The following is a 24627-nucleotide window of genomic DNA, read 5'->3' on the forward strand; positions in this document are numbered from 1 at the left end:
TGTTTGCTTGCAGAACCGATACGATGCCCCACAGAGCGGGCGCGAACAATCATGGGAAAAATGGAGCGTTTACGGTGATATGCCTGGCAAACACGGCTGGCGCGTTGTCTGAATCGCCCAACTTGGAGGCCCGAAACTGTCGTTCAGCGTTGAAGCTGAACCGCTAGCGACGGCGTCGCGCATATACGTTATGGGCGGCCCCTAGCCAGGTGTCCAGAGGCTCCTGGTCGGAGACGACTTCCAGACGCTCTTGGTGCGCCACCTGTCTGCAACAAATTGCTATCATCTTTCAACAAAGGATAGATATCGCCTAGGAGAGAGAAGTGGCTTTGCCTGTTTTCATCAAGGATGTCAAGGATGTTCTTGGCTCGCAGGGTCTGGAGGCTCCAGACTTGACGGTGCTTCAGGCAACGCATCAGAGCTACCGCGCGCTGCTTCTTCAGCCGTCGGGTCCTATCTACGCGGACATCCAGCGGATTGGCCACCTGAACTTGGCCGACGCGGCCGCTCGGGCCGACGCCTTCCTCACGTTGGCTGCACAGCGCGGCGACCAACTCGTAATCACCCCGGAGTACTTCTTTCCGATTAGTTCCCTGGCCAAGGCTGCGCAGGGCGGACCCTTCCCCGCTAAGGGCGCCCTTTGGGTGCTTGGGTGCGAAAGCGTGACGCCCGAGAAGCTCGCCAGGTTCAAGGAGGACTGTGCCGGGTATTGCGACGTCATCTACGAAGAGGACCCATCTCCGGAAGTTCAGGGCAACTACTTCGACCCCGTCGCCTACTGTTTTATCACCCAGGACATCGACAAGAACTTCAAGCGAGTCGTCTTGTTTCAGTTCAAGACTGCGCCGTCACGCGACAACCATGGCTTTGAGAACAAGCAGCTGCGCTGTGGCCGTACCATCTACCAGTTCCAGGGCAAGGACGGCTACATCAAGCTTTCGACAATCATCTGCTCTGACGCGCTGGGCATTGGCGAGGACGCTGATGCGATCAGGAGGTTGTCAGATAGAGCTGTTCTCATCCACATCCAGCTGAACCCAAAGCCCAAGCAAAGCGACTACCGTCGGTACCGGAATGAGGTTTTCCGGCGCAGTCGGGAAACGACCAACTGCGACATCATCTGCCTAAACTGGGCTCAGAACGTCGTCCAATACGACTCACCGGACCATGCGCCGCATGAGTGGAAGAACGAGAGCGGCTCAGCCTGGTACTTGCCAGAACGACGCTGCTCGGTGGAAGATGACGAGGTTGTCGACAACGAGGCCAAAGGCCTGTACTACACCCGGCATGAGAAAAAGCGGCACGTCCTGCACTTCCACTATGACGAGGCGATTTTTGCGCTGACGGTACCCAAGGTTCTGCAAGACGGCGCTGCGGTCCAGGACGTGCTCATCGGCCCGCAACTTGATACGCGGTTCACCTGGAACGACGACGCTGGCACATGGCTGGAGAGCGCAAACTGCCCGGAGACCGGGTGGAGCGCAATCATCAACGCAAGCCCGGAGGTCACTGCAGCATTCCAGAGCCTAACGGATATCAACAACCGGCTGTACATCGAACGGGCCATTTCGCTTTCATGCGGTCCTCATACCATGAAGGAACAGTGGTACCAAGTTGACAACCTGGACGTGTGCCGTATTCCAGAGACCGAAGTCGTTGGTCGGGCTACTCTTCAGCTTGACCGGGATGCCACAGCCTACGAGAAACGTCAGGAGCGCATCAGCCGCGTTACGGTCTTGGGATACATCCTCCAAACGGCGATATTGCCGCCCCAAATCAAGGACCTAGCCGGCGGGGGAACCTCTATCAGCTGGTCTCCCGAATCGCCCAACACCAATGTGACCAAGGCTGGCACGCGTCCTGCCTTGGTGGCCTATCTCGGCGAGAACCCATCAAAGGACGTAGTCAAGAGAATTAGCGAAAACGCGTTCGAACTCTTGCGACGAGAGGGCAAAGGCAACGAGACCCGCGTGGCCGTCTGCTATCGCACGGTCACTGGGGACACGAGGTTCTTCGACATTAAGCAGCAGATTCAATTTACTTACGATGGAAGCAGCATGGCGTCCATCACAGGGGGGCAGTGACATGCCTGAGATGCAAGCTGCGCGTGAATCGCTTACTCGCCTCCTCGTCGGGCTTCACGATGTTGACGATTTCGTGGTGCGCGGCGAGAAGAAGTTTGGGGAGAAGGCTTACGCTGTTGCCTACATAGACTTCGCTGATGAAGTGGTGGAGCGCTCGCTGCACCTGCGCGACTTTCAGGAACGCATCCTCGCTGACGACTTCTTCAATACGCCTGGCGACCTGCGCTGGAACAAGTACCTCTACTTCGTCGCTGGCCCTAACTCGAAGGCGAATCCTCAGTTCGCTGCGGCGAAAGCTGCAATCGAGGCCGACAAGGACTACGCGCGCAAGCGCGTCGTCTCGCAGGATGATCTTGAGTCTCTGCTAGGAGGGCCAAAGCTGTTCGAGACTGCGGAGCACGGAAGCACCTATGACGTGCTGACGGATTGGCGGCAACGACTCTCAGCGGACGGGCTCGAGCTGTTGCTCGACGCTCCTACCCCTCGCACCGATGTGGTGGAGAAGATTGCCCAGCGCACAGCAGGCTGGGCTTCGACGGTAAAACAGCGGGCTAGGGGCCTAAATGCCGCCGACACGCCGCTGGCGACGTCAAAGCTGCTGAGCTTGAGCATTGCGTCGTTCCGGCCAATACACAACGGCAAGAGCTTTGACTTCGGCGACGTCACGCTGCTCGTGGGCGCGAACGGGAGCGGGAAAACATCTTTGCTCGAGGCCATCGAGTACTTCTACTGCGGGAACAACCGCAGAAGCACGGCCGTCGGGCCAGTTCGCATCAGAGGAAAGCTGTTGCCTTGTGGGGGTGTCAGTGCTATTGAGCTTTCATCCACGAGTGACGGCCCCCGCATCAAGGCTCGAAATCTTGATTGGTACAACCGCAAGGAGCACAACGTTGCCGACATCGTTAACAGCTTCTCGCTTTACAACTTCCTCGACACCGATGCCGCGTATCGCTTAGCCGGCAAGCTGAAACCAGATGACATCGCCACTGAGCTGAGCCGGTTGTTGGTCGGCTCGTCAGCTGCGACGACGTTTGACTACTTTCAGAAGATTCGGGTCGACGTGGACAAGGCCTGGGGCAAGACACAGCGCCGCGCCGAGGAGCTGCAGGCGGAGTTGACTGTTTTAGAACGGCGGCTGAAGGAGTTGCAAGGCAAGCCGTCCATGGCGAAAACGCTGACGGACGCCTATCGAGCTGCGTTGGAAGGTCTCGATTGGAAGAGGCCATCTAAAGTCGGCGTGCCCGCACCGAGAGAAGGTCAGGAGCTTCTCGCCGCGCTGGCGCATGTCCAAGCGCTTATCTCCCTTGGAGCTGCAGCTCGAACCATCAAAGATGTCGAGCATCGCTCGGCGCAGCTGGAAGCTGCGGTCAGCAACGCGAAGCCGGTCGAGACGTTGCTCGCGCGGCACGTTAGGGAGGAGAAGCAACTCGTCGCCAAGATTGAAGAGCTTGAGGCCAATGCCAGAAACGTTGACCGATGGATTGCTTATGAGTCCGCTGGATTCCATGACATGCGTCGGAGATACAAGTCAGCCCGCGAGGTTTCGGAGCAACTGGCCACTCGTCTTGGAGGTTTTGTCGCCGGTGACCTGCCGCAGGTACCGCAGCAGTACGCGCCCCTCCAACTGCATGATGCCGTGCAGGCTGCGGGCGAAGCGACCACTTCCGCTCAAGTGAGGTTCGCGCGCGCCCAGCAAGCCCTGGATCTTCACGGCAAGGCCGCAGCGGCCCGTGCTGCGGCGGCCGCGAAGCTGAAGGACGCAGCGACGGAAGCACTCAAGTCGTCGGAGAATCCGGACATGTGTCCAGTTTGTCACACGGTGCACGCCAGCGGCGCATTGATGCATCTTATCGAGGAGCTCACGTCAGGGCCAGAGACCACTCAGGAGATCAAGACTCTTGCGGAGTCGCTGCGCCTAGCGGGGGACGAGGTGAAAGAAACGCAGCGGGCGGCGAGCGCGGTTGAGCTCTGTCAGAAGTATGCGGCACAGTTGCAGCTTAAGGCGGCCACGCCCAAGGAAGCCCTTGAAGAAATGGTTGCGTTGCGCGAGCGGGCGAACCAGGCGCAGCAGGAACTCCAGCGCGTCACCAAGGCGGGGCAGGATCTGCACAATGAAGGCTTTTCAAGCAACGAGGCCGACCTGGTGTGGGGTCGCATCTCTGGGCTGTTCGAGCTTGAGTCGGACGAGTTGACTACAGATATCACATCCGCGGAACGAAATCGTCAGTGGGAATTGGTGGAATCTAACCGAGAGGCTCTTGTCGAGTGCCGCCGTAACATCGAGGTCCTTACTCGTTCCATCCTGGACTTCGCTCAGACTGTCGATCTGGGTGGATGGGTCACGCGTGTGGCAATCACTGGCACGTTCGCATCGCTTGTTGCGCTGCGAGACGAGTTCCTTGCGGCAACAAGTAATGTCTCTGGACTTCGTTCCTACCTTGATGTTGGGGACGATGCTCCGCTCGTCGAGGTCCAGGCACGCATCGCTGCTGTCGCCTCCGCGTTCAAGCAGGCTGATGAAGCGTCACGCAGCGATTCGGAAAACTCGGACGAGCAACGGGACCTGCCGAAAAAGATTCAGGACCGGAATCTCAACCTTGGGAAGCATCGCAACGAGGAGAAGGCACTGCTTGAGGCCGGCAAGGTTTTGGACGACCTCATTGAGAACGCTTCGCTTGAAAACGCTACGCGGGAAGCGCTTGACGCCATCGGCGACCAAATCAATGAGGTGTTCTCGCGCATCCATTCGCCACGAGAGTACGAGTACGTCGGCAGCCTCGACGTTCTTCTGCGGACCGCAGATGGACATGACCCCCGCACGCTGGACCAAGTCAGCACAGGGCAACGTTCAGCATTTGCCTTGTCAATCTTCCTTGCCAGGAATCGTACGGCTGCGTCAGCGCCTCCAGTCCTGCTCATCGACGACCCAATTGCGCACGTTGACGACCTCAATGCGTTGTCCTTCCTTGACTACCTGCGCGACCTGGCTGTGAACTCCGGGCGACAAATCTTCTTTGCAACGGCAGATACTCGAGTGGCGTCCCTATTTTCAAAGAAGTTCAGTTTCCTGGGAGAGGCGTTTAAGATCATCAGTCTGGATCGCAGCCCGCAGGTTGAGGGTGCCGCCGCAGTAGGCTGACACCCCTGTGTGGGGCGTGTTGTTCGACGCGGCACAATAATACATGCCGTCATCCTGACGTCAAGATAGTTCGGCGGTGCTATCTTAGGTGCCCTAGTTGTTTGGGGGATGTTGACTTCTATCGCTGTCGATCTGCGAGTGCGAAGGCAAAGGTGGCAAGGGTTGGATCTTGATGCTGCCATAGTCCTTGCTCGCGATCTTCAGAGCGCAGTTGTCCTGCAGGGAGGTGCCACCAAGCAGCCTGCAGTGACCTTCCGCAATCAACCTATTTCTGCCGTTCAGCCAAGGAATTCGAGCGACGGGTCGTGGCCGATTGCAGTCATTTTCCACTCTGGAATGGCGCAACGTGTCCATTGAACCGCTGGAACGGCATTCGCACCCTCGCCACCGGAAAATCCCCCGCCAACGCCACATACCCCTCCAGCACCGGCAGCGCCTGAATCTGTGCCGCTGTCACGATGTCCTCAATCGTCCGATCCATATTATCCGACGTGTTCCGATGATCGACGCTGCGGCTGACGCTGTATTTTGGCCGCTCGACCTCATGTTTGCCAAGGCTTTCGCTCATGTCTCTGGCAGTCTGCGGGTCGGTACGGGATCCACCCAGCACGACCAGGTTGCGGAAGCTCGCCCGGATGGTGGTGGCCATAGTGCGCCCGTACAGATGTTCCAGCTGCGATGTGCTCTGCAGGCCCGCGATGATGCGCAGCCCATTCTTGCGGCCTTTGGTCAAGCCTGCTTCCAGTGACGGCAAGGCCTCCAGGCTCGCCAGTTCGTCAATGAACAGCCACCAGCGTCTGTCGGTGCCCTCGGGCATGGACAGAATTGAGGTGATGAAAACATCCGCCCAGGACGACACCAGGGGCCGCATGGAGCTCATCATGTCTTCGCGCCAGTTGATATACAGGTCGCCGCCGTCGGGCTGATCCAGCCAGTCGCGGATGGAGAAGGGGCCAGGCTTCATGCTGGTGTGTTCCGACAACTTGTTGGACAGCACGAACCGGGCCGACGACAGGGCCTTGCTGGCTTCGCTGGATCCGACAAACAGGGATTCGGCCAAGGTGCCGTCCAGGAACTGCTTCAGCACCTTGGGATCCTCGATGGTGCACAGCCGGAACAGATCCATGATGCTGGCCTCCGTCCCTTGCAACTGGTGCAGCTTCTTCGCCGTTTCGCGCAGCAGCAGCCGCCCGAAATCGTTCCATTCCTCGGCGTTCTTGTCCTGGCTCATGGGCACCAGGGAATGCGCGAGGCGCTTCCAGTCGTAGTCGGCACGAACTTCGTTGAAGAAGGACCAGCCTTCGCTTCTGACATCATAGGGGTTGAGAATCACGTCGCCGGGTTGCCAGAATTTGCTGAGCAGATCGCCGTTCGGGTCGATGACGATCATGCGGTCGTTGCGCACGGGTGCCTGGCCGGGCAGCTGGTACCGGCGGCTGCGAGATCGCGCGAGCACAGACGCCGCCATATTGCGCAGCAGCACCGACTTACCGGACCCCGTGGCACCGCTCACCAACAGGTGCAGGTTTTCGTTCGCCGTGGGCATGGGGATGCCTGCCACGTCGATCTGTTGTTTGCCAGGTTCTGTGCAGAGCTTTGCCAGGTGTTTGGCCGTGGTCATCCGGGTGCCGCGCACGAATCGCTTGTAGGCGGCCCCCTCGAAACCTTCGGTCTTCGCGGTGCGACCGATAAAGAGGATCAAGGCCAGGGCCAGTACCAGGCCCACACCCAGCGCTCCATAGAGCAAGGGATAGCTGGGGGTGAGTTTCACGAAATGCCAGGCCATCTGGCGATTCCAGTCGCGCCAGGCGATGCCGCTGCCGTAGGTGGCAGCGGTCGTCCAGGTCCCGATGGGAAAGAGCGCCAGGGAAAAGGCGGCGATACGCCGCCGGGTGATGGGGGAGACCAAGGTAGACATGATGGCCTTTGCAGAATCAGAGGATCAGCCACTGGCCCAGCGCCAGGCCAGCGAGCAGCCCGCCCAGCACCCCGGCGGTACCGCCAACAACCACGGCGATGAGCGCCATGCGCCGGGCGGCTTGGTGCGTGACGCGGGCGCACTGGGCTGCCTCCTGGGCCAGGCGATCCAGCCGGGTGCCGGTCGCATCCAGCATGGCCTGGATGGCCTGCCGGTGCTGCAGGTGGATGGGCCTGGCGGTGGCTTCCAGGGTGGTGGCGAGATGCCGGGCCAGTTGCTGGGGCAGGATCTGTTGGGTGTCGGCCACGGCCTGGATCTGCTGCTGGGCGGCATCCAGGCTTGCGCTGACCGCTTCGAGCCGATCCACGAGGCTGGCGACTTCGCCCAGCACATCGTGGTACAGCAGATCGAGCTTCGTGCGGGCGTGGCCCGGGGCCGGGCCTGGGGGCTGGGGCGCGTCCATGGCGGGATCAGGCAAAGAGCGCTGCAAAGGCTGCATTCATCTGCCGATCCACGGGCTGGGCCAGGGCGCGCAAGGCGTGCCGATTGCTCAGCTGCGAAATCCGCGCATGGTCGCTGCGGTCAGCGGCCTTCAAGAGCGCCCGGTAGTCCGTCTGATCGGCCAACACGTCGGCGAGCGTGGTGCGCAGATCGGCCAGCAGCTCGAAGACTTCGTTTTCATAGACGGCGGCCTTGGGGTTAGCCTGCACTTCGCCAGTCTTCGCTGCATAGGCGAGGATTGAGGGGAATTCATCCTCGACACTGGACTCGACTCGGTTGAACAGGATGCGCACCCGATCGGGATCCACACCCAGCTCGGCCAGGGCGGCCACGGTCTTAATGGTTTCGCGCTGGGCCTTGCCGGTGTTGATGACGGGCAGCACAAAGCAGCTCATTTCCTCGTGCGCGCCTTCGTAGCGCATCATGTGGTTCAGGAAATCCTCGATGTTGCTGGCCCCGACGTCCACGATGGCATCGTCACGGGTGAGCAGTTCTCGAAAGAGCCTGCCGAAGTGTTCGCCGCGCAGTTGATCGACTTCCAGGCCCAGGTCCGCGCCGGTTTCGTTGGTGGACTCCACGGCAAAGATCTGGGCGCCGTTCATGCGGGGCGCGAGCAGGTGCGAGGCGACGACGGTCTTGCCGACCGATCCGGTGTAGTTCAGGACTGCGACTTTCATGGGTTTATTCCTTGTCGTGTTGGGTTTCGGTGTTTTGGGAGGTCTTGGCCCGGTTGGCCAGGCCTTCGCGGCGCAGGGCATCGAGGTCGATGCGCATGTCGCGGATCTTGCGTAGATCCCCTGGGGTCTGGATGCGGCTCGGTCTCCCCTGGATGGCATCCAGTGGTGGTGCAGTGGGTTTGGAGTCGGGTGTCGTGTCAGGCTCGACTGCGGGTGTGGCGGTCGCCTGACTTGCTTCTTCAGCGGCCTGCCGCCTGGCTTTGCGCCAGCGGCGCAGCGTGGTGATGTAGGTGTTATGCCGCACCGGCAGGCCTGCGGCGGCCAGATCCTCCATGATGGCGGCGTGAGGCACGCCTGCAGCCACCTGGGGTTCGATGATCGGGTACAGGGCCCGCAGCTTCGCGGCCTGGCGCAGGCGCGGATCCAGACTCTCCAGCACGGCACGATAACGGGCGATGGGATCGGGTTTGAGCGGGTTGTCAGTCATGAAAGGCCTTGAGTGAGGATTCAGTGATGCAGGGCGGGCAGCACGGCGGCTTGTTTGCCGTCCAGCCAGGCCAGGCCAGCGGCGTGGGCTTCGTCGTAGGCGCATTGATCGTCGGCAAAGCGCACGGACTGGCCACGGGCGGGGAAGTACCCGCAGCCGACTTCCTGGTTGTGATCGAGCAGACGCAGCAGGTAGCCTTCGCCGTCGCCTTCACGCGGCACGATCTCGAACGAGAAGCGCAGCCGGGCCTGGGCCAGCTCCATCTGGAACTGCCGGGCAACCGTCGGGATGCGGGCGGCCCAGTCGCAGCCGATGCGATCCAGCGCGTCAGCGATGCTGTAGCCGCGTTCCTGCAGCCAGTCGCCGCGATCCAGCACCAGGGCGGCAGTTAGCGCTTCGCCCAGGCTCAGTGCGCCGATGCCCTCACGGGCGGCCCGATGGGCGATGGCGAGCAGCCGGGTGTCGAGATTTGCGTGTGGGTTCTGGGACATGAGAACTCCTTGGCCCTGCGGGTTCAGGGCGGTGATGGGGGAATGGGTGGGGTGTGGCCCGAGCGGGCCGATGTCGATCACTTGCTGACCGATGCAGCCGCCAAAGCGGCTGTGCAGCGTGGCAGGCTGAGATGGACTGGGGATGAGGTGATCAGGCTGGACGGCAGACGGACTTATCCACAGACCGCTTCTGATAGAGATAAGGTAGAAGAAAGGTAGAGCATGATTTCGATGGCTGGAAACCCGCATGAATGCTGCGTTTCAGCACTTGTTCCCGCCTTCTTATTACGACGAAAACGCCTTCTTATTACGATAAAGCGCCTTCTTATTACGATGCGCCCGCCTTCTTATTACGATGGTCGTGGTCGCTTATCCACAGGCTGATTTCAGCCGGTTTTTTGGTCCTGGTTTCAGGCTTTCGAGCGCCTTGTTATTACGATGCCGACCGGCCGTTATTTCGGACCCAGCTGGCCACCTCCCGGCCTTTTTCCAGTCCGATCTGGGGGCTGGCAATCAGGTTCAGGTCTGTCAGTTCTTCCAGGGCCTTGAGCAGGGCAGCACGGAAATTTCTCAGGTGTCCGGTGTGATGCGCCCGATCCTTCAGCCACTGCAGGCTGTAGCGCTGCTGCGTGTCGGCGGAGGTGGCGATCAGTCGCTGCAGGCTGCGGGCGAGATTGCCGCGCAGTTTCTGGCGCGTCTCCCAGTCAATCAGGGCATATTCCCGATTGCCGAAAATCTGTGCCCAGCGTGGGTCGATGACCAAGATGTAGATGCCGTCCGCGTAGTCGAAGCCGCCCATCATGGGCAGTACCCGGCAGGCCGGGTGCATGCCAAAGCTGTATTTGGCTGATCCGTCTGGCCTCCTGGCTTCGATGCACAGGGAAAAACGGGCCAGATCCTTCATGCCTTCGTGCAGCCATTGGTAGCTGGCCCCACTGGTATTGCGCCCGATTCCGCGCAGGAAATCTGCGCGGTTCACGATGGGCTGTTGGCCTGCGGGGCTGGTGGCTTGCAGGTACATGGCGTGCATCCAGATATCGGCATGGTCTTCGGATAACTGCTCGCCGCTGCCCGTGATCTGAATGTTGCGGGCGGACAGAAAGATGGTTTCCTTGTGCATGATGCTGGCCCCGCGTCGGATGGGCGCGAAGATGCCAGAGCGAGCGATGTGGTTGGGGATGGCCCGGGAGGTCTCGGAAATACCGGGTACAACGAAGGGCCGGATATCGAGCCCTGCGGTGGGTGACTGGGTTTTGGCCTCTGCGGCCTTACGGTGGGCAAAGCGCATGGCGTCTTCCAGGCGCTTGGCTGCGGCAGCAGGGGATCGGGTCAGGTGGCTGGTGTGGGTCAGCATGAAAAATACTCCAGACAGGCCCGCACAAGGCCTGCCTGGTCGTGTGCAGCGCCTCACACGGGTACAGGGGGTATGGCCAGCAGAACAGGCTGCGTGGCCGTGGATGATGAAAGGGACGGATTGCTTACGCAGGCCCAAGCCGTCGCGGCTCGAACCACAGTTCCTTTAGCCGGAACCGCTCGAAATACAGCACGATGTCCACGATCTGGCGCAGAAAGGCCTGGATGGTGGCCAGGTCCAGATTGCCGCCCGTAGGCGACTGTTTGATGAGCACAGCCAGCCGGTCGAAGGTATCGGCCGCACTGTTGGCGTGGGTGGTCGTGACCGACCCCGGATGGCCGGTATTCAGGGCCGCCAGGTAATCCCAGGTCTCGGGGCCGCGCAGTTCGGCCAGAAAGATTCGATCCGGGGACAGGCGCATGCAGGCGGCCAGGCTGTCGGTGGCCGAGACCCGGCCGCGCGTGCCGCCATACATGAGATGGATGCAGTTGCGGTGGCGCGGCAGGATCAGCTCGTGCACGTCCTCGATGGTGATGAGCCGTTCATCGACGGGTACCCGATCGATGAGCGAGCGGGCAAAGGTGGTCTTGCCCGATCCCGTGGCCCCGGCCACGACCAGGTTCTTGCGTGCCTGAATGGCCGCGTGCAGGAAGGCGGGGATGTCGCCTGCTGATTTCAGCGCCATGAGCTGCTGGTCTATGGCTGAAAGGCTACCCGCTTCGCGTTGCGCAGCGATGTCCTCGACCGTATCGAATGCCCCTTGGGCCTGCAGTTCATCGAGCGTGAAGGCCGCCTGGGTGTGCTTGCGGATGTTGATGGCCATCGTCCCATCCAGGCAGGCCGGGGGCTGCACGATCTGGCCGCGTTCGCCGCCCGGCAGCAGCACCGACAGAATTGGTGCTTTGGCCATGTGGTTGTAGGCCGCCAGGGCCGTGGCCAGGGCTTCCAGATGCGGGTAGGTCAGCATCTCGCACTCGTGCAGCAGCCAGGTCCCACGGATGCGGGTGTAGAGCTCACCTGCCCGCACGATGGCGATCTCGGTGACTGCGGGATCGGCCAGGTGGGGGGCGAGCGGCCGCAAAAAGGTCTTGACCGCAATCGCCCGGTCAAAGGGCAGCGGCTCAGGGGATGGGTTCAAGGTCATAGACTTGGCTGAAGTCCAGGTCACGCGCGACCATGATGCCGATGCGTGTGCCCTGGTTCTTGTAGAGGGTGGGAGGGATGTCGAGCGACTTTTCCAGGATCTTGGCCACGACTTCCTGGCCGCCTTCGCTGGTGTTGTCAAAGCGAATGTTGTTGCTGCCAGACTGCCCTTGGTTGGCCGCCCAGCTGCCGAAGTCTCCGACCAGCGACAGCAGGATGGCGTTGCCAAAACGCTGCCAGAAATGATTGTCGATATGGCCATCCAGGCCCGCTTCACCCAAGGGGCCGGTGCCCGGTGACCCCAGATTGACGATGACGCCAGCGGGTGTCTCCAGCCGGTTCCAGGTGACAAAGGCGCGGGCCTGGCCCTGCACGATGCCGCCGGACTGATAGCCCGTGAACTTGGTTCCGGCATCGATCAGTTTCACCTTGCCGTTAGCGCTCATCACGTCGTGGGTGGCCAGACACGTCAACAGCCCCGCCTGGGTGCTGACCAATTTGGTCTGCAGCGTGCAGTCGATCATCGTGCCCTGCGTGAGCAGAAAATTGCGGTCGCCCAGTTGGCCCGCGACCGATGGGGCGAGCTCCAGCGGCCGCAGCTTGTCGGCCAGCGGCCCGGCATCGGCCAGTGGCCCACTGGGCCCCGTGGGGTGGCTGGCTGCAGCGCCGCCATCGGCCGCACCCGCGTTCAAGGGGCTGGCGAGCCTGCGCTGGGCGACTTCATCCACGGGTGGCGGAGCGGCAGGCATGGGCGGGGGGACATAGTAGGAGCGGCTTGGTTCTGTGGCTGGAGGCGGTGCTTCTGGCTTGGTTGCTGGGGCTGGGCGCTCGACCTTGGGGGCTGTCAGGCGGTTGGTGATGCCGCTCTGGTCAGATTCCAGGCCTGTGGTACTGGTCTTCTCCGAATCGCGGCTCCAGGCCTTCACCAGTACGCCCGCAGCGACTGCAAAGGCCACGAGGATGGTCAGCCACAGAAAGGCCCGGGCTCCGCGCGGGGCACTGCGGCCGGTGTCGCCCAGGTCCAGGGGTTCGCGCTCCAGCGGCGCGCGCTCTAGCTTCGGGTGGGGTTGTTCATCGTTCATAGGATATTCCTTGCTGGGGCTTTCTTCACCCGGCGCTGCACGGCAGGCGATGTCGTCCCGGTATGCGCCGGTGGCGGCGTTGCACCAAAGGTCTCGTTATGGATGGCCAGCACCAGATCACCCAAGCGCAGATGCCACAGGGCGGACGTGCGGTGCAGCACCAGGGTGCGGTCGTCTGCCATGTGGAAGTTGGTGATGACTTCCTGGCCGTCGGGTGTGACCCGATAGACCGCCGGGATATCCGCGCCCGGTGCGAATTGCAGCCAGGTCTGGCGGCCATCGTCCCAGGCATGGACCGGGGCAATCGCGGCGTCGCCACTGCGGGTGTAGGCGAGCCAATTCACGCGGGTGGGGGTGGCCTGCAGGGATCTCTCGATGGCGGCTTGCTGTGCGGCCTGGTCGCGCTTGCGGGCTTCTGCATCTGGATACCGGATAACCAGTTTGTAGAGGGCCGGTGCGCTGCGGCTGTCGCTGTAGGACAGCCGAAAACTGTAATCGCGCTGGTCGGTCACCACGATCAGGTTGGTATTCGCGTCCTCGGCCGTGGGCTTGAAGAACAAGTGATTGTCTTTATAGGTAAAGGCGTAGGCCTGGCTGTCACCAAAGACGTGATAGACGTAGCGTTCGTCGGGGGCCAGCACGATATGGGTGGCCACACCGATCACGGCATCCAGCTGGATCACGTCGGCCGCGTTGTAGTTCACAGTGCGCACACGATGGTCCAGGCGCGAGGATCTGGGGGTTTCCAGGGCCAGGGCGGGTCCTGCAAGCGCCAGGCTCAGCATCAGGGCCAGCGCCTGACGACTGGGGAGGTGGTCAAACATGGGATTTCCTTCTGATGCGGTTCGACATCAACGCGAGAGATCGGCCGCCAGGTCGTAGCGCGTCACCTGAAAGCCCAGCGGATTGCGCCGGGCCACGGCTTCGGTGAGCGGCACATCGGCGTATTGGTAGGCCATGGTGGCAATGAGGTGGCGCACCTTGGTGGTCTCGCCCGTGGTCACATCGCGCTCGGTCTTGGAAAAACGCACGATCGCGGCCTGGTTGGCCCCCAGGGTGATGGAATGCACCTGCACATCCACCGTGCCCTGGGTGCCCAGGCGGGTAGTGACGGCCTCGGGGCCCTCAAAGCGCTTGCCGTAGACCGTCTGGATGGGTGGCGACGACAGCAGGGCGCAGGTATCGAACTGCTCCTGGATGGTCTGCCAGCTGTAGCCTTCGCAGTTCAGCACATAGCTGTTCAGGAAATACTTGGCGATGCGCTGACCGTAGTCCTCCAGCGGCTGGCCCAGACGGCTGACGTGCTCGATGCCGCCCGTGGCGTCGTCCACGCGCACCACATACATTTCCGGAGGCTGCTTCAGGGGCGTGAGGCCCAGTACCGCGCCCACGGCGGCCAGGGCCAGGATGCCAGCGGCGAGCGCCACCTGCCAGGCCCGTTTGCGACTGGCGATGAGTTCGCCCAGATGGTCGCGCTCCAGGCCTCGGGAGCGCTCCAAGTAGGCCGCGATGTCTTCGGATTTCAATGTGTCGGCCATGGCTCAGGCTCCGTCAAACGAGGGGGGCGTGGCATTGACCGGCACACGGGGGGAATCGGCAGGCTGCGGGGGCTGGGGCGCGTGAAAGGCGCAGCCAGCCAGAAAGCCAGCCAGCATCAGGGCGGTAATGAGGGATTTCATGGGGAATGGGCTCCTGGCCTGCCGGACGCGCGTGCCGGGCAGGCAGATGAGAGAAGGGGAATTCCGATTGCTGGGTCTGAGAAGGCCAGAGGGTCGGCAGATGGGTTACTTGGCGCGGGGGCGCAACATGCTGCGCAGGCGCAACACCGAGAAGGCACCGTGGGCGGCCGCACCGATGCCCAGGCGGGCCCCAAAACCATTGGATAGGCCTGCAGCCAGGCCGGGGAGCATGATCATGACGACCAGGCTGGCGATGCCGACCAAGAGTTGGGCACCGTACAGACCCAGGATATCCTTGGCACCGCCGTTGATCTGATCGACGATCATGCGGATCAGCTGGATATTCAACTGCAGCAGCAGGCCAAAGATGAGTCCAGCCAGGAGTGCCAGGAACACGAAGTTCAGGGCCTGGGAGACCCAGCTGTTGAACAGGGGCTTGGTGGGTTCAAACAGGGTGGCCGCAATAAAGATGGGCCCTGCGGCCACGACAAGTGCCATGCCTACCTTGCAGACGACGACAATCACCATGATGATGCTGCCGACGACGGCGGCATTGATGCGTACCAGCGTGGCGAGGATGCTGACCAAGACTTCTTTGGTGGATGGCAACACGTTGTACCAGGCTCCGTTGCCACCCTTGCCGATCATGGTGTTGGAGGCCTTGCTGGTCTCTGTCTGCAGCTTGTCCACTTCCTCGGCCACACTGCCGGTGCCCAGAGCAATCTGGGTGACATCGTCCGGTAAAGCGATCATGGTCTGAGCGATATCGGCCTGATACAGGCCACCGGCTCCGAAGAAGATCGAAATGATGGCGACCATGATGGCCTTGCGAAAGAACTCAGTGACGGTCATGCCGCCCTGACCGTGCATCAAGGCGAAGGCGTAGACCACGAACTGCAGTGTGAGGCCCACGACGATGACCGGCATCAGGGCTTCGAACAGGGCTTGCATGGGGCCTGTGACGGCATCGTTCAGGGTGTTTTGGGTCTGGGTCATGACCCACTGGGCAATATCGCTGGGTGCGGTCGGCTGAGTAATGGGGGGAGTCAGGCCAGACATGATGCGGCCTTACTCAGTCGTCCCGGCACCATCGCCGGTAGTCTCGCTGTCCCCAAACCAGCCTCCATACACTCGCTCGGCACGGGCCTGCAGCAGGTTGCGTTCGGCCTCCAGTTGCTGGGAGGCCAGCTGGATCCGGACCTGTTCGGCCTGGATATTGGCCTGTTCGATCTGGATGCGTGCCTGCAATTCTGCAATTTCCTTGGGGTTGGTGGTCTGATTGATCTTGTCTTGCAGGGTATCTACATTGGCCAGGCGTCGAGTCATGGAATCGTAGGCACGTTGGCTCATGGCCTTGGAGGTTGCTTCGATATTCAGGGCGCGTTGGGACAGCTTGGCTCGGTCGGTCTGAAAGTCTACTGGTGCGGTCACTGAATCAGTGATCCGGCTGACATCGTTATCCAGACTGGATCCGCCAGACCGGTCCAGCAGATCCTGAGCACTGGCGGGCAGAGCAGCGCGTAGCTGGTGGCGGATGTCAGGGTTGCCCACGACGTTGCCATAGCCGCTCGATTGGGTGAAGGCGGCCAGCTGGCTTTTGGCGGTGGCCAGCTGTTCGGTCAGGTTCTGCAGTTGGTCTCGGGCGGTGAGCAGCTGTTCCTGCAGCTGGGCGATAGTGGCGGCGTCGATGGTGGGGATGCCGCTGGCGTGGGCAGGGTTCATGAAAGCAGCGGACAGGGCGATGCCCGCCGCGAATTGCTTGCAGCGTGTCATGGAAAATCTCCGGAGAATGCGCCCGTAGGCGCTGGCGTCAGGGCTGAGTGGTGGCCGGTTTGGCGATGGCCTGATATTCGGCTTCGGTGGCGCGGCGTGCCTTCATCTGGCCCGAGACAATCATGTCGGCCTTCTCGTCATAGGCGATGCGGTTTTCGCCCACGATCAGGATGTTGTTCGACCCATCCAGCTTGGCGGGCAGCTTGTGTGCCTGATAATCGCCACCCAGCGGCCCTTTTGCGACCACCGTGAACAGGAAACTGTCGCCGTTGCGGGCAATGTGGATCACGTCGGGATCATATTTGCTGTCCGATTTCCAATACCCGATGAACTTCTCCCCATCCGGCTCCGTCTTGCATCCGGCCAGGATGGTCAGCAGGGTGGCGCCGGTGGCAGCAATGAAATGTCGTCGGTTCATGGGGTGTCCTGTGGTGATGGGTTGGTGTGGGTCGCCTGGTGCCGTTTGAAGGCGGCCCAGGCATCAGCCACGCTGCAGGCGGGCCCAGCTTTTGTAAGCCAGGTCGCGCGTTCCGATGGTTTCAGGATGTTCCACCAGGCCATGCCCATCGCTTCGTCGGCGGTGGGCGGCCGGTCAAGGTTTGCAGGGGTCACAGACATAGGTCGGGGCCCTCCTTTTCATGCGTCGGTGCCTGCAGCTGCAGAGGGTGATCGAAGCGCACACCGATGACATCGGCAATCCGCTGGATGTCGGCCGGTTCTGGCCGATGGCCATTCACTTCGTGGATATGCAGGCTGTAATACTTGTGTACACCTTGCCCGAAATACTCCTGATCCTCGCGCGGGGTGCTGGATGAAAACCAGAGATACGGCGTGTGGCGGGGATCGGAGGCAGAAGGCAGGTCCAGGCCGTAGTCCTGGCCGATGCGCTTCAGGTCGTCGGTATCGACTGTTTCACGTTCGATTTCGGCTGTGCCTTCGCTGAATTGGCCTGCTTCCCGGTCTTCAAGTGTCCAGCGTTCGCCATAGATCGAAATCAGGAAGCGTTCTTCAGGAGGATCGGGTTCCGGTTCGGGGTCAGCCAGGCCCAGGCGGTCGTAAAAGGCGGGGTCGTGGTGGTGATCCTGTCGGGCTTGCCCCAGATCCTGGCGGCGCGATTCGTCCGCGCGTAGCTGATCCTGAGCATGGGGTTCATGCTTCATGGTGTAGTTCCTTGTGAGGGTGGCCAGCTGACTTAGCAGGCGGAACAGGTGATTACAGATGCGGCTGTCGGACAGCAGCCAGATACACCGGCAACCAGACGGCGGGATCTGGGCCCGCCTGGGTTACCGCCTGTTCGGCAATCTCGGCCATGTCGGGGCTGCCGGAGAACACCAGCAGCTCGTCTTCGCAGCCGGACAGATCCAGCTGGGCGACCGTCACGCTGACGCCCTGTTTGACCAGGAATTTGCGGCTGGCTTCACCCAGGCTTTGCAGCAGGGCGAATTCCGCAGGCGTCAGGCCAAAGCCTTCGATGTAATCGCGGGCGCGAGCCTTGGGGTTGGGCAAGAGGATGAGCGTCGCGGTCTGCTGCACGAGCGACGGCCCCACGGGGTTCTCAGTGATGGCTCCCGGTTCCTGGGTGGCAAAGGCCAGCACTCCATTCTTTTTCCGAATGGTGCGGCTCGCGTCCTGCATGGATTCCTGAAAATGTGCATCCTTCAGGGGATGTTGGCACTCGTCGTACAGATTGATGATGCGCCGCCCGTCGTGCAGGGCGTCGATCCGATGCTTCAGATACAGGGTGGCGGCCCCGCGCACGTCATCATCGTCCAGCAGTTCGGTCAGGTCGAACCCGAAGATCGCAGGCTTGCCGCTCGTGGTCTCCAGGTCCAGGTGATCGCCAGGATTGTCGAACACCCAGCCGTATTCGCCGCCCTGACACCAGGGGGCAAGCCGCGCGTGGATGGTGCTGTGCGACTCGTCCTCGCTGTAGGGATTGGGCAGCAGCGTGTTCAGGGTGGACAGGGTCCTGGCAGATCGGTCGATGAGCGTCACCAGCTGCTGCATGGCCTGGGTGATGTCGGCCCGCTGACGGGTGCTGACTGCTTCGCCCCGACGTTCGGCCAGGAACACCACCAGGCGTACCATGAAGGCGACGTTGCCCTTGGTGGGCTCCATCTGAAATGGGTTCCAGCCGGTCGCTTCACCCAGACGGATGTTGAAGTAGCGCCCGCCCAGCGCCATGATGAGCACCTGCATGCCCTGGTCCTTGTCCCAGACCACGCAGGTCGCGCCAAACTTCTGGGCTTGCGTGAGCAACATGCCCTGCAGCACGGTCTTGCCGGTGCCGGTCATGCCGATGATCATGGTGTTGCCGGGGCGCCGCTTGCCCGTCTCATCCAGGTCTTCGGTAGAGGCATGAAAGTTGAAGAAAAAGGGCGATCCAGTCTGAGTCTTCAGCATGGTGACCGCCGGCCCCCAGGGGTTGCCTGCAGGCTTGCCGGTCAGCTGATTGTGCAGGCTGGAAAAGCATAGGAAGTTGAGCGACGTGACCGGTACCGGCCGGGGCCGCCAGTGCCAGTTGCCCGGCAGTTGCGCCCAGAAGCCTGCTTCCAGAGCCCGATCCAGTGGCCGAAAGCCCACCGCGTCTTCGGCGAGCGTTGTGGCCGTCTGGGCGAGCGCCTGGCGCACGCCTTCGGCCGTGTTGCCGTAGATGAGGATCGTGGCGTGATGGTCGCCCAGCCCCAGACGGGCTGAGGTCAGGTCGTCCATCACGTCCGCGAGCTGGGCCACTTGGCTGGCCGAATCGTCACCCGAATCGACCAGCAGCTTGTGGTGTTTTTTCACGAGTTTCTTGGCGGCGGCTCCCGTGTGGCTACCCCAGGACTGGGTCAGCACGAATTCATGAGGCAGGCCCAGGAGCCGGTCCAGGTGGCCAGGCTTGGTAGCTTCCGGATAGTCGCGTAATTCCATCATGCCAAAGATCCGGGATCCGACCACGGTGCGCAGTTCGCCAAGTTCCCCGTGCCGCCCGAAGATGGGCCGTGCATGGGGCAGGGTCTCGCGCAGGCGCTCCCGGCTGATCGCCACGGGCCGGTGGGTACCTGAGAGCAGGAAGCCCAGGAATTCGGCGGTTTCGCTGAAGGCCAGGCCGCTGCGGTCTACGATGCCGAGGATCTGTGGATCGTAGCGATACAGGCCGGCCGTGAGCGCCCGCAGGGTGCTGGTCAAGCGTTCGATGGACTCGGCTTGCCAGTGCGCCAGCCGCTGCCCGTTGGCCTTCTCCAGACTGGCAAAGGTGCCCAGCACCGGGTCTTCGACCGGATGAATCAGCACGGTCAGATACAGGTCGTTCACCATGAGGCCCGAGGCGTCGAACGTGGCCCGATAGGCCGCGTCGAACTGCGCGGCAAAGGGCTGCGCAAAGGTGCTGTCCGGGTATTCGGTCACGCGCCTGCGGATGATGTGTGAATAGAGGCCCAGCGAGCCCATGGGCAGGCCGCGCAGCACATTGTGCAGGGCTTCGATCCATTCTTTCAGTTCCGCCTGGGCATAGGCGTCCGGGGCCCGCCCAGCCACTTTGATGACCGCCAGGTATTCATGGTTGTCGCAGGCGATGATGTGGTCTGTGACATGGTGGGAATAGGGCAGGTAGCGGGAAACCAGCCGTTCATCGACGGCGAGAGCTGCGGCTGCTGTCATGGGTGATTCCTTCGGTGAATAAGGCTGTGCCAGGGGCGATGCCGGTGGTAGCCCTGGGTCGCGTAGCTGGATCCGCACCAAAAGCGCTGGTTACGGTTCATGCGGCGGGTCTTGAGCTCCAGCCACAGGACATCGAGCGCCTTGTCGTCGTCACGGGTGGCAATCGCCAGCGCTGGCATCACCACAAAGAGCAGCCCCCACCAGGCAAGGCCCGCCGTCATGGCGATGACTGCCACGCAGACAAAGGCCCCGAGCATGAGCGTCGTGGGAATGCCCATGAAGGTCGCCTTGCGCCCCAGGCCTTTGAAGACGGGATAGGTGTTGGGGTTCTGGTGGGTGGCGTGTGTCTGGCCGGTGGAGTCCTGGTGTCCTGGCCGTGTGTCGCTGGTGTGTGTGGCCATGGCTTACTTCCAGAGCAGCACGACCAGTTCAGCAGCGGAACCCGCCAGCAGCACGCCAATGCCCCAGCGGATGGCGTCGTCCTTCCTCATGACTTCAGCGGAATACAGCACGAAGATGATGACGCCAATGATGACGGCGGCAATCGGCAGGATCACATCCAGATTGTCCTTCAAGGTCTGCAGCGTCGTCTGGGCGCGTGAAAGGCCACCCATGGATTGGGCAAACGCCCCCTGATGAACCCCGACCAGTATCCAGAGTGTCGCCAGGGTGCGGGCGAATCGTCCTTGAAGGGTCTTGTTCTTGATGTGGTTCAGTATTTGCATGGTGTGGCTCCTGCCCCAGGGCACGGTGGTGCGCTGGGGTGATGAGAAAAGGAATGGGAAGTGACCGGGTCAGGTCTAGCGCAGGTTTGATGGCCTGATCAGCGTTCTGGGTCAGGGGGCTGAATCAGCGGTGTGAATCAGCGGGTAGGCTGCGTGAAGCCGTCGGCTGTGGGATGGGCTGTGAAACCGTCAGGAGTGCCCTGCTGGCTGGCGTCAGGGGATCCGTCCTGCTGATTGGGTGAACGATCCGGAATTTCCGGATTGTTGCCAGTCCCGGTGATGGCTGGGCGTGGTGTGGTGGTGCCCGGTTCCAGAGAGGCTGTGGGATCCACAGATGAGCTGCCAGGACGAGCGATGGGTTTCAACGCCGGTACCTGGATCCCGGCCTGGGCCAGGACCTTGCCCACATAGCCATTGACAAAGCCCTTGGTGAAATTCCCGGTGTTGTAGCAGGACAGGGCCGCCCGTAGAGCTTGTTGCTGATCGCGGTGGGTGTCGAGCGCTCGCGCATAACAGGCCGACAGAATGGCCTGCGCAGCCGCCAGATTCTGGCAGGGATCGAAGACTGTGGTGCTATCGAGCCCCAGCCAAGCCCAGTTGCGCACATTGATCTGGCCAAGGCCCGCATCGAAGTCGATGCCCTCAGCGATCAGATCTTCGGCTGCCTGGCTGGCTGCTTTCAGATCATGCGGTTGCTGGGGCAAGGCCTTGCCCTTGCGGTTCACGCCAATGGCGTACTGTCGCGCACCGGACTCATGCTGGATCAGGGCTTTCAGGGTGACCGAGTGGATATTGGGTGCGCAGGTCAGGGCCAGGGCGGCCAGTTCGGCAAGCATGGATGGCCGCCTTCAAAGGTTGTCACGCTGCCTGGGGTCAGACATCGAGAAGTTCCAGCCCTTGGCCCATTGGCCGCCATGCTCTGCATCCCAGCGAGCCTGGGCGGCCTCGTAGTCTTCGGCCTTGATCCAGCGGCCGCCCATCGTGGGTCTGCCCACATAGCGCACGGACAGTTCATAGGTCCAGTCGTGATCGTTGTAGGCCACGCACCAGGTCGGCAGCTGGGTGAGCGTCACCGTGGACAGCGCGTGGACTTCGTAGACGGGCTCCTGATTGCCGGTCGCGGCATCGTATCGATAGCCGCGCTTGCGCCATTTGTAGGCGGTGTCGGCATAGCTGCGGTTCAGGTAGTCGGCATCACATTTGCCCGCGCCGTGCGAGATGGCCTCCACCCGTTCGGGCATGCCGGGATCGGCTGCGGCTGGGCACTGGCCCAGAAAGGACCGGCGGGCAGCAACAGTAGCGTCCCAGTCCAGACCACGGCGGTTGAATCGCTTGATGCCGAAATAATGGTCGAGGGACGGACTGCATTCACCAGGCCGCAAGCTGGAGGACAAGCACAGCGTGGCTTCGCAGGCCAGACGCGGGATACCGGTCAGCAGATCGGTGGCGTCGGCAGCATGGGCAGCTGGAGCCAGAGCGCAGGCGAACGCCAGCGCCCCAGCCCGCAAGACGGGAAGGGTTTGCATGGGGGGTGTCTCCGGGGAAGGGGGAAAAGAGAAAAGCAGGTGGCCGCAATCGGGCCGAGGAGTGGTCAGCGCAAGCGCTGCAGGTTCTGCCGTGCCAGGTCTATCTGTTCAGGCTTGGCCATGGCCCGCACCAGGTGCATGGTTTCCAAGGCTGCCATACGCGTATCCCGCAGCTGGCCCAGGTCGGCCACGATCTGGCGCAGCAGCGTCAACTCTTCCTGCAAGGTGTCGTCGGCCACCAGGCGGCGCCGGACGTAGTTGGACAGGGACAGCCCCGACAGGGCCGCCGCCTCGCCCAGACGTGCAGCATGGGACGGGGTCACCCGGATGCGGATGACCTCGGAGAGAGGTTCGTTCATGGGGCACCTGTTCGAAGGTTGCTCCGGTTTACATGATCCCCAGATTTTCGTGAATCCGCTGGATCAGATCCGGAAAGGTCAGTTGTTCCTGGTAGTACAGGCCCGCTGTTTTGTGAAATTCCTGCGTGAAGCGTTGCAGCAGTTCAGGGTCGTTGAAGATAAAGGCGGGGTTGTGGGCGATGACTTGCTCATCGCCTGTGCGAAAGCGCTGGGCCTTGCGGGCGACATAAGCGGGTTGCCGCATGAAGTCCTGAATCTCGTCCAGCGCCAGCAGGCAGTACACATCGTAGTAGTGGCGCAGGAAATTGGCCGGAAACTGGTTCGAAGCCTGAAGCTGCCGGAACTTGGTGGAAATCGTCTGCAGCTTCTCGACAAAGGTATGAGTGGGTGCGTAGCACAGGACATCCACCGCTCGATTATCGGTGACCGACACCCCGTGCTTGAACGCAGTATCCAGCGCCCAGGATGAAATGGTCACTGCGCGATTTGGGGCTGTGTCGTCAAAGCCCAGTTCCAGCAGTATCCCTTCCTTGATGCCCGCCACCTGCGGCGTCTGCGTGTCATAGAAGAGACGTATCCCGGCGCTGCGCAGCTTCGGGTCATCAAACTGTTTGTCGCGCGTGATGCTTCCGATACCGGGAATGCGAATGCGCTCGGTCAGCATGTCGTAATACGCGCCCCGTGAGGCGATGTGGGCGGGCCGGTCGTGATTCCGACCCGTCATCACCTTGACGTCGTCCGGTGGTTCGATCCGGATGTCGATGTCTTCCGAGAATCGGTGGATGATGCCAAAGCCTTTGGACAGGGATGTGCCGCCCTTCAACTCGAACTGGAAGCCCTGGGCCTGCAACCCCCACAGGCAATGCATGATCCAGTAGTCCTTTTCCACCAGGCTGGGGTCTATGCCCTTCTGATCAGCGACGACCAGGATCAGATCCCTGAAATCGGGGAGTTCATGCAGGAACGAGGTCATCCATCCAGGCCTTGACGTGTTTGCGGGTGGCTGCGTTGCCGTACAGTTCAGCGGCTTGAAGCAGTTTGGGGGATACGCGGGCGGGCCACAGCGTTCGGGCGCGATCCAGAACGTCATCGCGATCTTCGGCCAGTTCGTCCAGGTTGTTGAGCAGGTCAACGAACAGGAATTCAGGCGTCAGCTGATGGGGAAAGCGGGGTTTTACGCGGAAATCGAATTCCCGGTTGCCCAGCTTGAAGACGCCGTGGCGCTTACGGTTGTAGACCAGCGTGCGGTTGTATAGCTGCGTAGTGCCCAGGCCTACCGTGTTGTAGGCGGATGGTGAGAACAGCAGGAAATCCTTGTCGCCGCGTAGAAAGGATTGCACGACTTGACCGTCCTCCGGGGGCAGCAGCCCGAAGCGCGAAGACTTCGGTGCATGGTACAGGCCCTGTGCCAGTTTTTTCAGTCGTCCGGCAGCTACCAGCTTGCCTAGGTCGCGGTCCACCGCAGACGACAGGCGCGTCAGGTCTTCGCGCCGGTAGACATGTCCAGCACGAAGATGGTGGGCCAGCGCTGCCGCCGAGCCCTTCTGAGGTAGGTTGTCGAGGTGGTGTGTACTCATGGTACGATCAAAAACGCATGAAACTCCGTTGATGTTTCATGCATTTTACCTTGATCCATGATTTATCGGGGGGTCAAATGACGGTATCATTGCTCGCGTATACAGGTTGTCAGGTGTTCAACGCGCAGCCCACCAGGTGCATAGCTGGCTTTTTCGCAAGCGGGGCCATATTTGGGGCCATGATGGCGATATCTAAGTCATATCCATCTGATTTATATGAACATAAAGCAAGATTACAGGTTTTGATCGACAATATGTGATCGTCGCGCCGTCCCGCTTCGCGCGGGACGCGGATTCAGGCCTCGCCCTCCTCGGAGGGCGGGGCCTTTTTAGTTTTCATCCGGTTTTTTCGCCCATCCGGATTGGCGCCGGCCGGTATACTGGGCAGGCGGGCAGTCGGGGATCAGCGCATCGCGCAGCGCCACTGGGGATCGTATGAGTCATGAGCGCCGGACGAATCCGTCGGACTC

At 61.5% G+C, this 24627-nt stretch carries 25 protein-coding genes; 2 read left to right on the forward strand and 23 right to left on the reverse strand.

The features are described 5' to 3' along the window. Positions 1–323 precede the first annotated feature (323 nt). Together O4H32_RS08370 and O4H32_RS08375 are read left to right on the forward strand one after the other, a co-directional pair. Positions 324–2084, forward strand: coding sequence for a hypothetical protein (locus O4H32_RS08370; protein WP_269358186.1), 1761 nt, complete (start codon positions 324–326; stop codon positions 2082–2084). 1 nt (position 2085) lies between these two features. Further along, on the forward strand, positions 2086–5223 hold the full coding sequence (locus O4H32_RS08375) for an AAA family ATPase (RefSeq protein ID WP_269358188.1): 3138 nt from the start codon (positions 2086–2088) through the stop codon (positions 5221–5223). Between the two features lie 319 nt (positions 5224–5542). Here the strand turns inward: O4H32_RS08375 and O4H32_RS08380 are convergent, their stop codons facing one another. The 23 genes from O4H32_RS08380 to O4H32_RS08490 form a co-directional block, all read right to left on the reverse strand. Next, positions 5543–7141, reverse strand: a complete 1599-nt coding sequence (locus O4H32_RS08380; RefSeq protein WP_269358190.1) for a type IV secretion system DNA-binding domain-containing protein — start codon at positions 7139–7141, stop codon at positions 5543–5545. A 16-nt stretch (positions 7142–7157) separates the two neighbouring features. Next, positions 7158–7604, reverse strand: coding sequence for a hypothetical protein (locus tag O4H32_RS08385; protein ID WP_269358192.1), 447 nt, complete (start codon positions 7602–7604; stop codon positions 7158–7160). 7 nt (positions 7605–7611) lie between these two features. Further along, positions 7612–8319 carry a StbB family protein gene (gene stbB / locus O4H32_RS08390; RefSeq protein ID WP_269358194.1) on the reverse strand — a complete coding sequence of 236 codons (708 nt, stop codon included), beginning with the start codon at positions 8317–8319 and terminating at the stop codon, positions 7612–7614. Between the two features lie 4 nt (positions 8320–8323). Then, a complete protein-coding gene (locus O4H32_RS08395) occupies positions 8324–8806 on the reverse strand; it encodes a hypothetical protein (RefSeq protein WP_269358196.1) in 483 nt (160 codons plus the stop codon). Between the two features lie 20 nt (positions 8807–8826). Continuing rightward, positions 8827–9297, reverse strand: coding sequence for a hypothetical protein (locus O4H32_RS08400; RefSeq protein ID WP_269358198.1), 471 nt, complete (start codon positions 9295–9297; stop codon positions 8827–8829). Positions 9298–9730: 433 nt separating this feature from the next. Then, positions 9731–10651 carry a TrfA gene (locus O4H32_RS08405; RefSeq protein ID WP_269358200.1) on the reverse strand — a complete coding sequence of 307 codons (921 nt, stop codon included), beginning with the start codon at positions 10649–10651 and terminating at the stop codon, positions 9731–9733. 124 nt (positions 10652–10775) lie between these two features. Beyond that, positions 10776–11795: a P-type DNA transfer ATPase VirB11 gene (gene virB11, locus O4H32_RS08410; protein ID WP_269358202.1), complete on the reverse strand. Its 1020-nt coding sequence runs from the start codon at positions 11793–11795 to the stop codon at positions 10776–10778. Next, positions 11773–12876: a type IV secretion system protein VirB10 gene (virB10, locus tag O4H32_RS08415; protein ID WP_269358204.1), complete on the reverse strand. Its 1104-nt coding sequence runs from the start codon at positions 12874–12876 to the stop codon at positions 11773–11775. Before virB10 ends, virB11 begins: the two co-directional genes overlap by 23 nt. Beyond that, on the reverse strand, positions 12873–13700 hold the full coding sequence (gene virB9, locus O4H32_RS08420) for a P-type conjugative transfer protein VirB9 (RefSeq protein ID WP_269358206.1): 828 nt from the start codon (positions 13698–13700) through the stop codon (positions 12873–12875). The genes virB10 and virB9 overlap by 4 nt, the downstream gene beginning before the upstream one ends. Positions 13701–13727: 27 nt before the next feature. Beyond that, complete coding sequence (locus O4H32_RS08425; protein WP_269358208.1) at positions 13728–14414, reverse strand: VirB8 family type IV secretion system protein; 687 nt, start codon at positions 14412–14414, stop codon at positions 13728–13730. Between the two features lie 3 nt (positions 14415–14417). Continuing rightward, positions 14418–14555, reverse strand: coding sequence for a conjugal transfer protein (locus tag O4H32_RS08430; protein WP_269358209.1), 138 nt, complete (start codon positions 14553–14555; stop codon positions 14418–14420). 105 nt (positions 14556–14660) lie between these two features. Continuing rightward, positions 14661–15551 (reverse strand): TrbL/VirB6 family protein, encoded by an 891-nt coding sequence (locus tag O4H32_RS08435; protein ID WP_269358212.1) that lies wholly within the window; start codon positions 15549–15551, stop codon positions 14661–14663. Positions 15552–15623: 72 nt separating this feature from the next. Beyond that, positions 15624–16328 (reverse strand): TrbJ/VirB5 family protein, encoded by a 705-nt coding sequence (locus O4H32_RS08440; RefSeq protein WP_269358214.1) that lies wholly within the window; start codon positions 16326–16328, stop codon positions 15624–15626. A 37-nt stretch (positions 16329–16365) separates the two neighbouring features. After that, positions 16366–16746 carry a hypothetical protein gene (locus O4H32_RS08445; protein ID WP_269358216.1) on the reverse strand — a complete coding sequence of 127 codons (381 nt, stop codon included), beginning with the start codon at positions 16744–16746 and terminating at the stop codon, positions 16366–16368. 190 nt (positions 16747–16936) lie between these two features. Next, positions 16937–17488 carry a hypothetical protein gene (locus O4H32_RS08450; protein ID WP_269358218.1) on the reverse strand — a complete coding sequence of 184 codons (552 nt, stop codon included), beginning with the start codon at positions 17486–17488 and terminating at the stop codon, positions 16937–16939. A gap of 52 nt (positions 17489–17540) precedes the next feature. Further along, entirely contained in the window at positions 17541–19970 is a 2430-nt protein-coding gene (locus O4H32_RS08455) for a VirB4 family type IV secretion/conjugal transfer ATPase (RefSeq protein WP_269358220.1), read from the reverse strand. After that, the gene (locus O4H32_RS08460) at positions 19967–20371 is read right to left on the reverse strand and encodes a VirB3 family type IV secretion system protein (RefSeq protein ID WP_269358222.1); all 405 of its coding nucleotides are present in this window, start codon (positions 20369–20371) and stop codon (positions 19967–19969) included. The genes O4H32_RS08455 and O4H32_RS08460 overlap by 4 nt, the downstream gene beginning before the upstream one ends. Positions 20372–20374: 3 nt before the next feature. Further along, a complete protein-coding gene (locus O4H32_RS08465) occupies positions 20375–20695 on the reverse strand; it encodes a TrbC/VirB2 family protein (RefSeq protein ID WP_269358224.1) in 321 nt (106 codons plus the stop codon). A 137-nt stretch (positions 20696–20832) separates the two neighbouring features. Further along, positions 20833–21531 (reverse strand): lytic transglycosylase domain-containing protein, encoded by a 699-nt coding sequence (locus O4H32_RS08470; protein WP_269358226.1) that lies wholly within the window; start codon positions 21529–21531, stop codon positions 20833–20835. 12 nt (positions 21532–21543) lie between these two features. Next, the gene (locus tag O4H32_RS08475; protein WP_269358228.1) at positions 21544–22221 is read right to left on the reverse strand and encodes a TrbM/KikA/MpfK family conjugal transfer protein; all 678 of its coding nucleotides are present in this window, start codon (positions 22219–22221) and stop codon (positions 21544–21546) included. Positions 22222–22286: 65 nt separating this feature from the next. After that, the gene (locus O4H32_RS08480; RefSeq protein WP_269358230.1) at positions 22287–22580 is read right to left on the reverse strand and encodes a plasmid mobilization protein; all 294 of its coding nucleotides are present in this window, start codon (positions 22578–22580) and stop codon (positions 22287–22289) included. Positions 22581–22608: 28 nt separating this feature from the next. After that, positions 22609–23553: a nucleotidyl transferase AbiEii/AbiGii toxin family protein gene (locus tag O4H32_RS08485; RefSeq protein WP_269358232.1), complete on the reverse strand. Its 945-nt coding sequence runs from the start codon at positions 23551–23553 to the stop codon at positions 22609–22611. Further along, positions 23534–24157: a hypothetical protein gene (locus O4H32_RS08490; protein WP_269358234.1), complete on the reverse strand. Its 624-nt coding sequence runs from the start codon at positions 24155–24157 to the stop codon at positions 23534–23536. The genes O4H32_RS08485 and O4H32_RS08490 overlap by 20 nt, the downstream gene beginning before the upstream one ends. Positions 24158–24627: the final 470 nt, after the last annotated feature.

The organism is Castellaniella denitrificans, assembly GCF_027214045.1.
Taxonomy (GTDB): Bacteria; Pseudomonadota; Gammaproteobacteria; order Burkholderiales; family Burkholderiaceae_B; genus Castellaniella; species Castellaniella denitrificans_A.

Coding starts and splice junctions, on each gene's coding strand:
- O4H32_RS08405 (WP_269358200.1), bottom strand. CDS start 10,651: ATGCTGACCCACACCAGCCACCTGACCCGATCCCCTGCTGCCGCAGCC.
- virB9 (WP_269358206.1), bottom strand. CDS start 13,700: ATGTTTGACCACCTCCCCAGTCGTCAGGCGCTGGCCCTGATGCTGAGC.
- O4H32_RS08485 (WP_269358232.1), bottom strand. CDS start 23,553: ATGACCTCGTTCCTGCATGAACTCCCCGATTTCAGGGATCTGATCCTG.
- O4H32_RS08440 (WP_269358214.1), bottom strand. CDS start 16,328: ATGACACGCTGCAAGCAATTCGCGGCGGGCATCGCCCTGTCCGCTGCT.
- O4H32_RS08445 (WP_269358216.1), bottom strand. CDS start 16,746: ATGAACCGACGACATTTCATTGCTGCCACCGGCGCCACCCTGCTGACC.
- O4H32_RS08400 (WP_269358198.1), bottom strand. CDS start 9,297: ATGTCCCAGAACCCACACGCAAATCTCGACACCCGGCTGCTCGCCATC.
- virB10 (WP_269358204.1), bottom strand. CDS start 12,876: ATGAACGATGAACAACCCCACCCGAAGCTAGAGCGCGCGCCGCTGGAG.
- O4H32_RS08455 (WP_269358220.1), bottom strand. CDS start 19,970: ATGACAGCAGCCGCAGCTCTCGCCGTCGATGAACGGCTGGTTTCCCGC.
- virB11 (WP_269358202.1), bottom strand. CDS start 11,795: ATGACCTTGAACCCATCCCCTGAGCCGCTGCCCTTTGACCGGGCGATT.
- O4H32_RS08430 (WP_269358209.1), bottom strand. CDS start 14,555: ATGAAATCCCTCATTACCGCCCTGATGCTGGCTGGCTTTCTGGCTGGC.
- O4H32_RS08490 (WP_269358234.1), bottom strand. CDS start 24,157: ATGAGTACACACCACCTCGACAACCTACCTCAGAAGGGCTCGGCGGCA.
- O4H32_RS08435 (WP_269358212.1), bottom strand. CDS start 15,551: ATGACCCAGACCCAAAACACCCTGAACGATGCCGTCACAGGCCCCATG.
- O4H32_RS08375 (WP_269358188.1), top strand. CDS start 2,086: ATGCCTGAGATGCAAGCTGCGCGTGAATCGCTTACTCGCCTCCTCGTC.
- O4H32_RS08385 (WP_269358192.1), bottom strand. CDS start 7,604: ATGGACGCGCCCCAGCCCCCAGGCCCGGCCCCGGGCCACGCCCGCACG.
- O4H32_RS08475 (WP_269358228.1), bottom strand. CDS start 22,221: ATGCAAACCCTTCCCGTCTTGCGGGCTGGGGCGCTGGCGTTCGCCTGC.
- O4H32_RS08480 (WP_269358230.1), bottom strand. CDS start 22,580: ATGAACGAACCTCTCTCCGAGGTCATCCGCATCCGGGTGACCCCGTCC.
- O4H32_RS08395 (WP_269358196.1), bottom strand. CDS start 8,806: ATGACTGACAACCCGCTCAAACCCGATCCCATCGCCCGTTATCGTGCC.
- O4H32_RS08465 (WP_269358224.1), bottom strand. CDS start 20,695: ATGCAAATACTGAACCACATCAAGAACAAGACCCTTCAAGGACGATTC.
- O4H32_RS08460 (WP_269358222.1), bottom strand. CDS start 20,371: ATGGCCACACACACCAGCGACACACGGCCAGGACACCAGGACTCCACC.
- O4H32_RS08450 (WP_269358218.1), bottom strand. CDS start 17,488: ATGAAGCATGAACCCCATGCTCAGGATCAGCTACGCGCGGACGAATCG.
- O4H32_RS08470 (WP_269358226.1), bottom strand. CDS start 21,531: ATGCTTGCCGAACTGGCCGCCCTGGCCCTGACCTGCGCACCCAATATC.
- O4H32_RS08425 (WP_269358208.1), bottom strand. CDS start 14,414: ATGGCCGACACATTGAAATCCGAAGACATCGCGGCCTACTTGGAGCGC.
- stbB (WP_269358194.1), bottom strand. CDS start 8,319: ATGAAAGTCGCAGTCCTGAACTACACCGGATCGGTCGGCAAGACCGTC.
- O4H32_RS08380 (WP_269358190.1), bottom strand. CDS start 7,141: ATGTCTACCTTGGTCTCCCCCATCACCCGGCGGCGTATCGCCGCCTTT.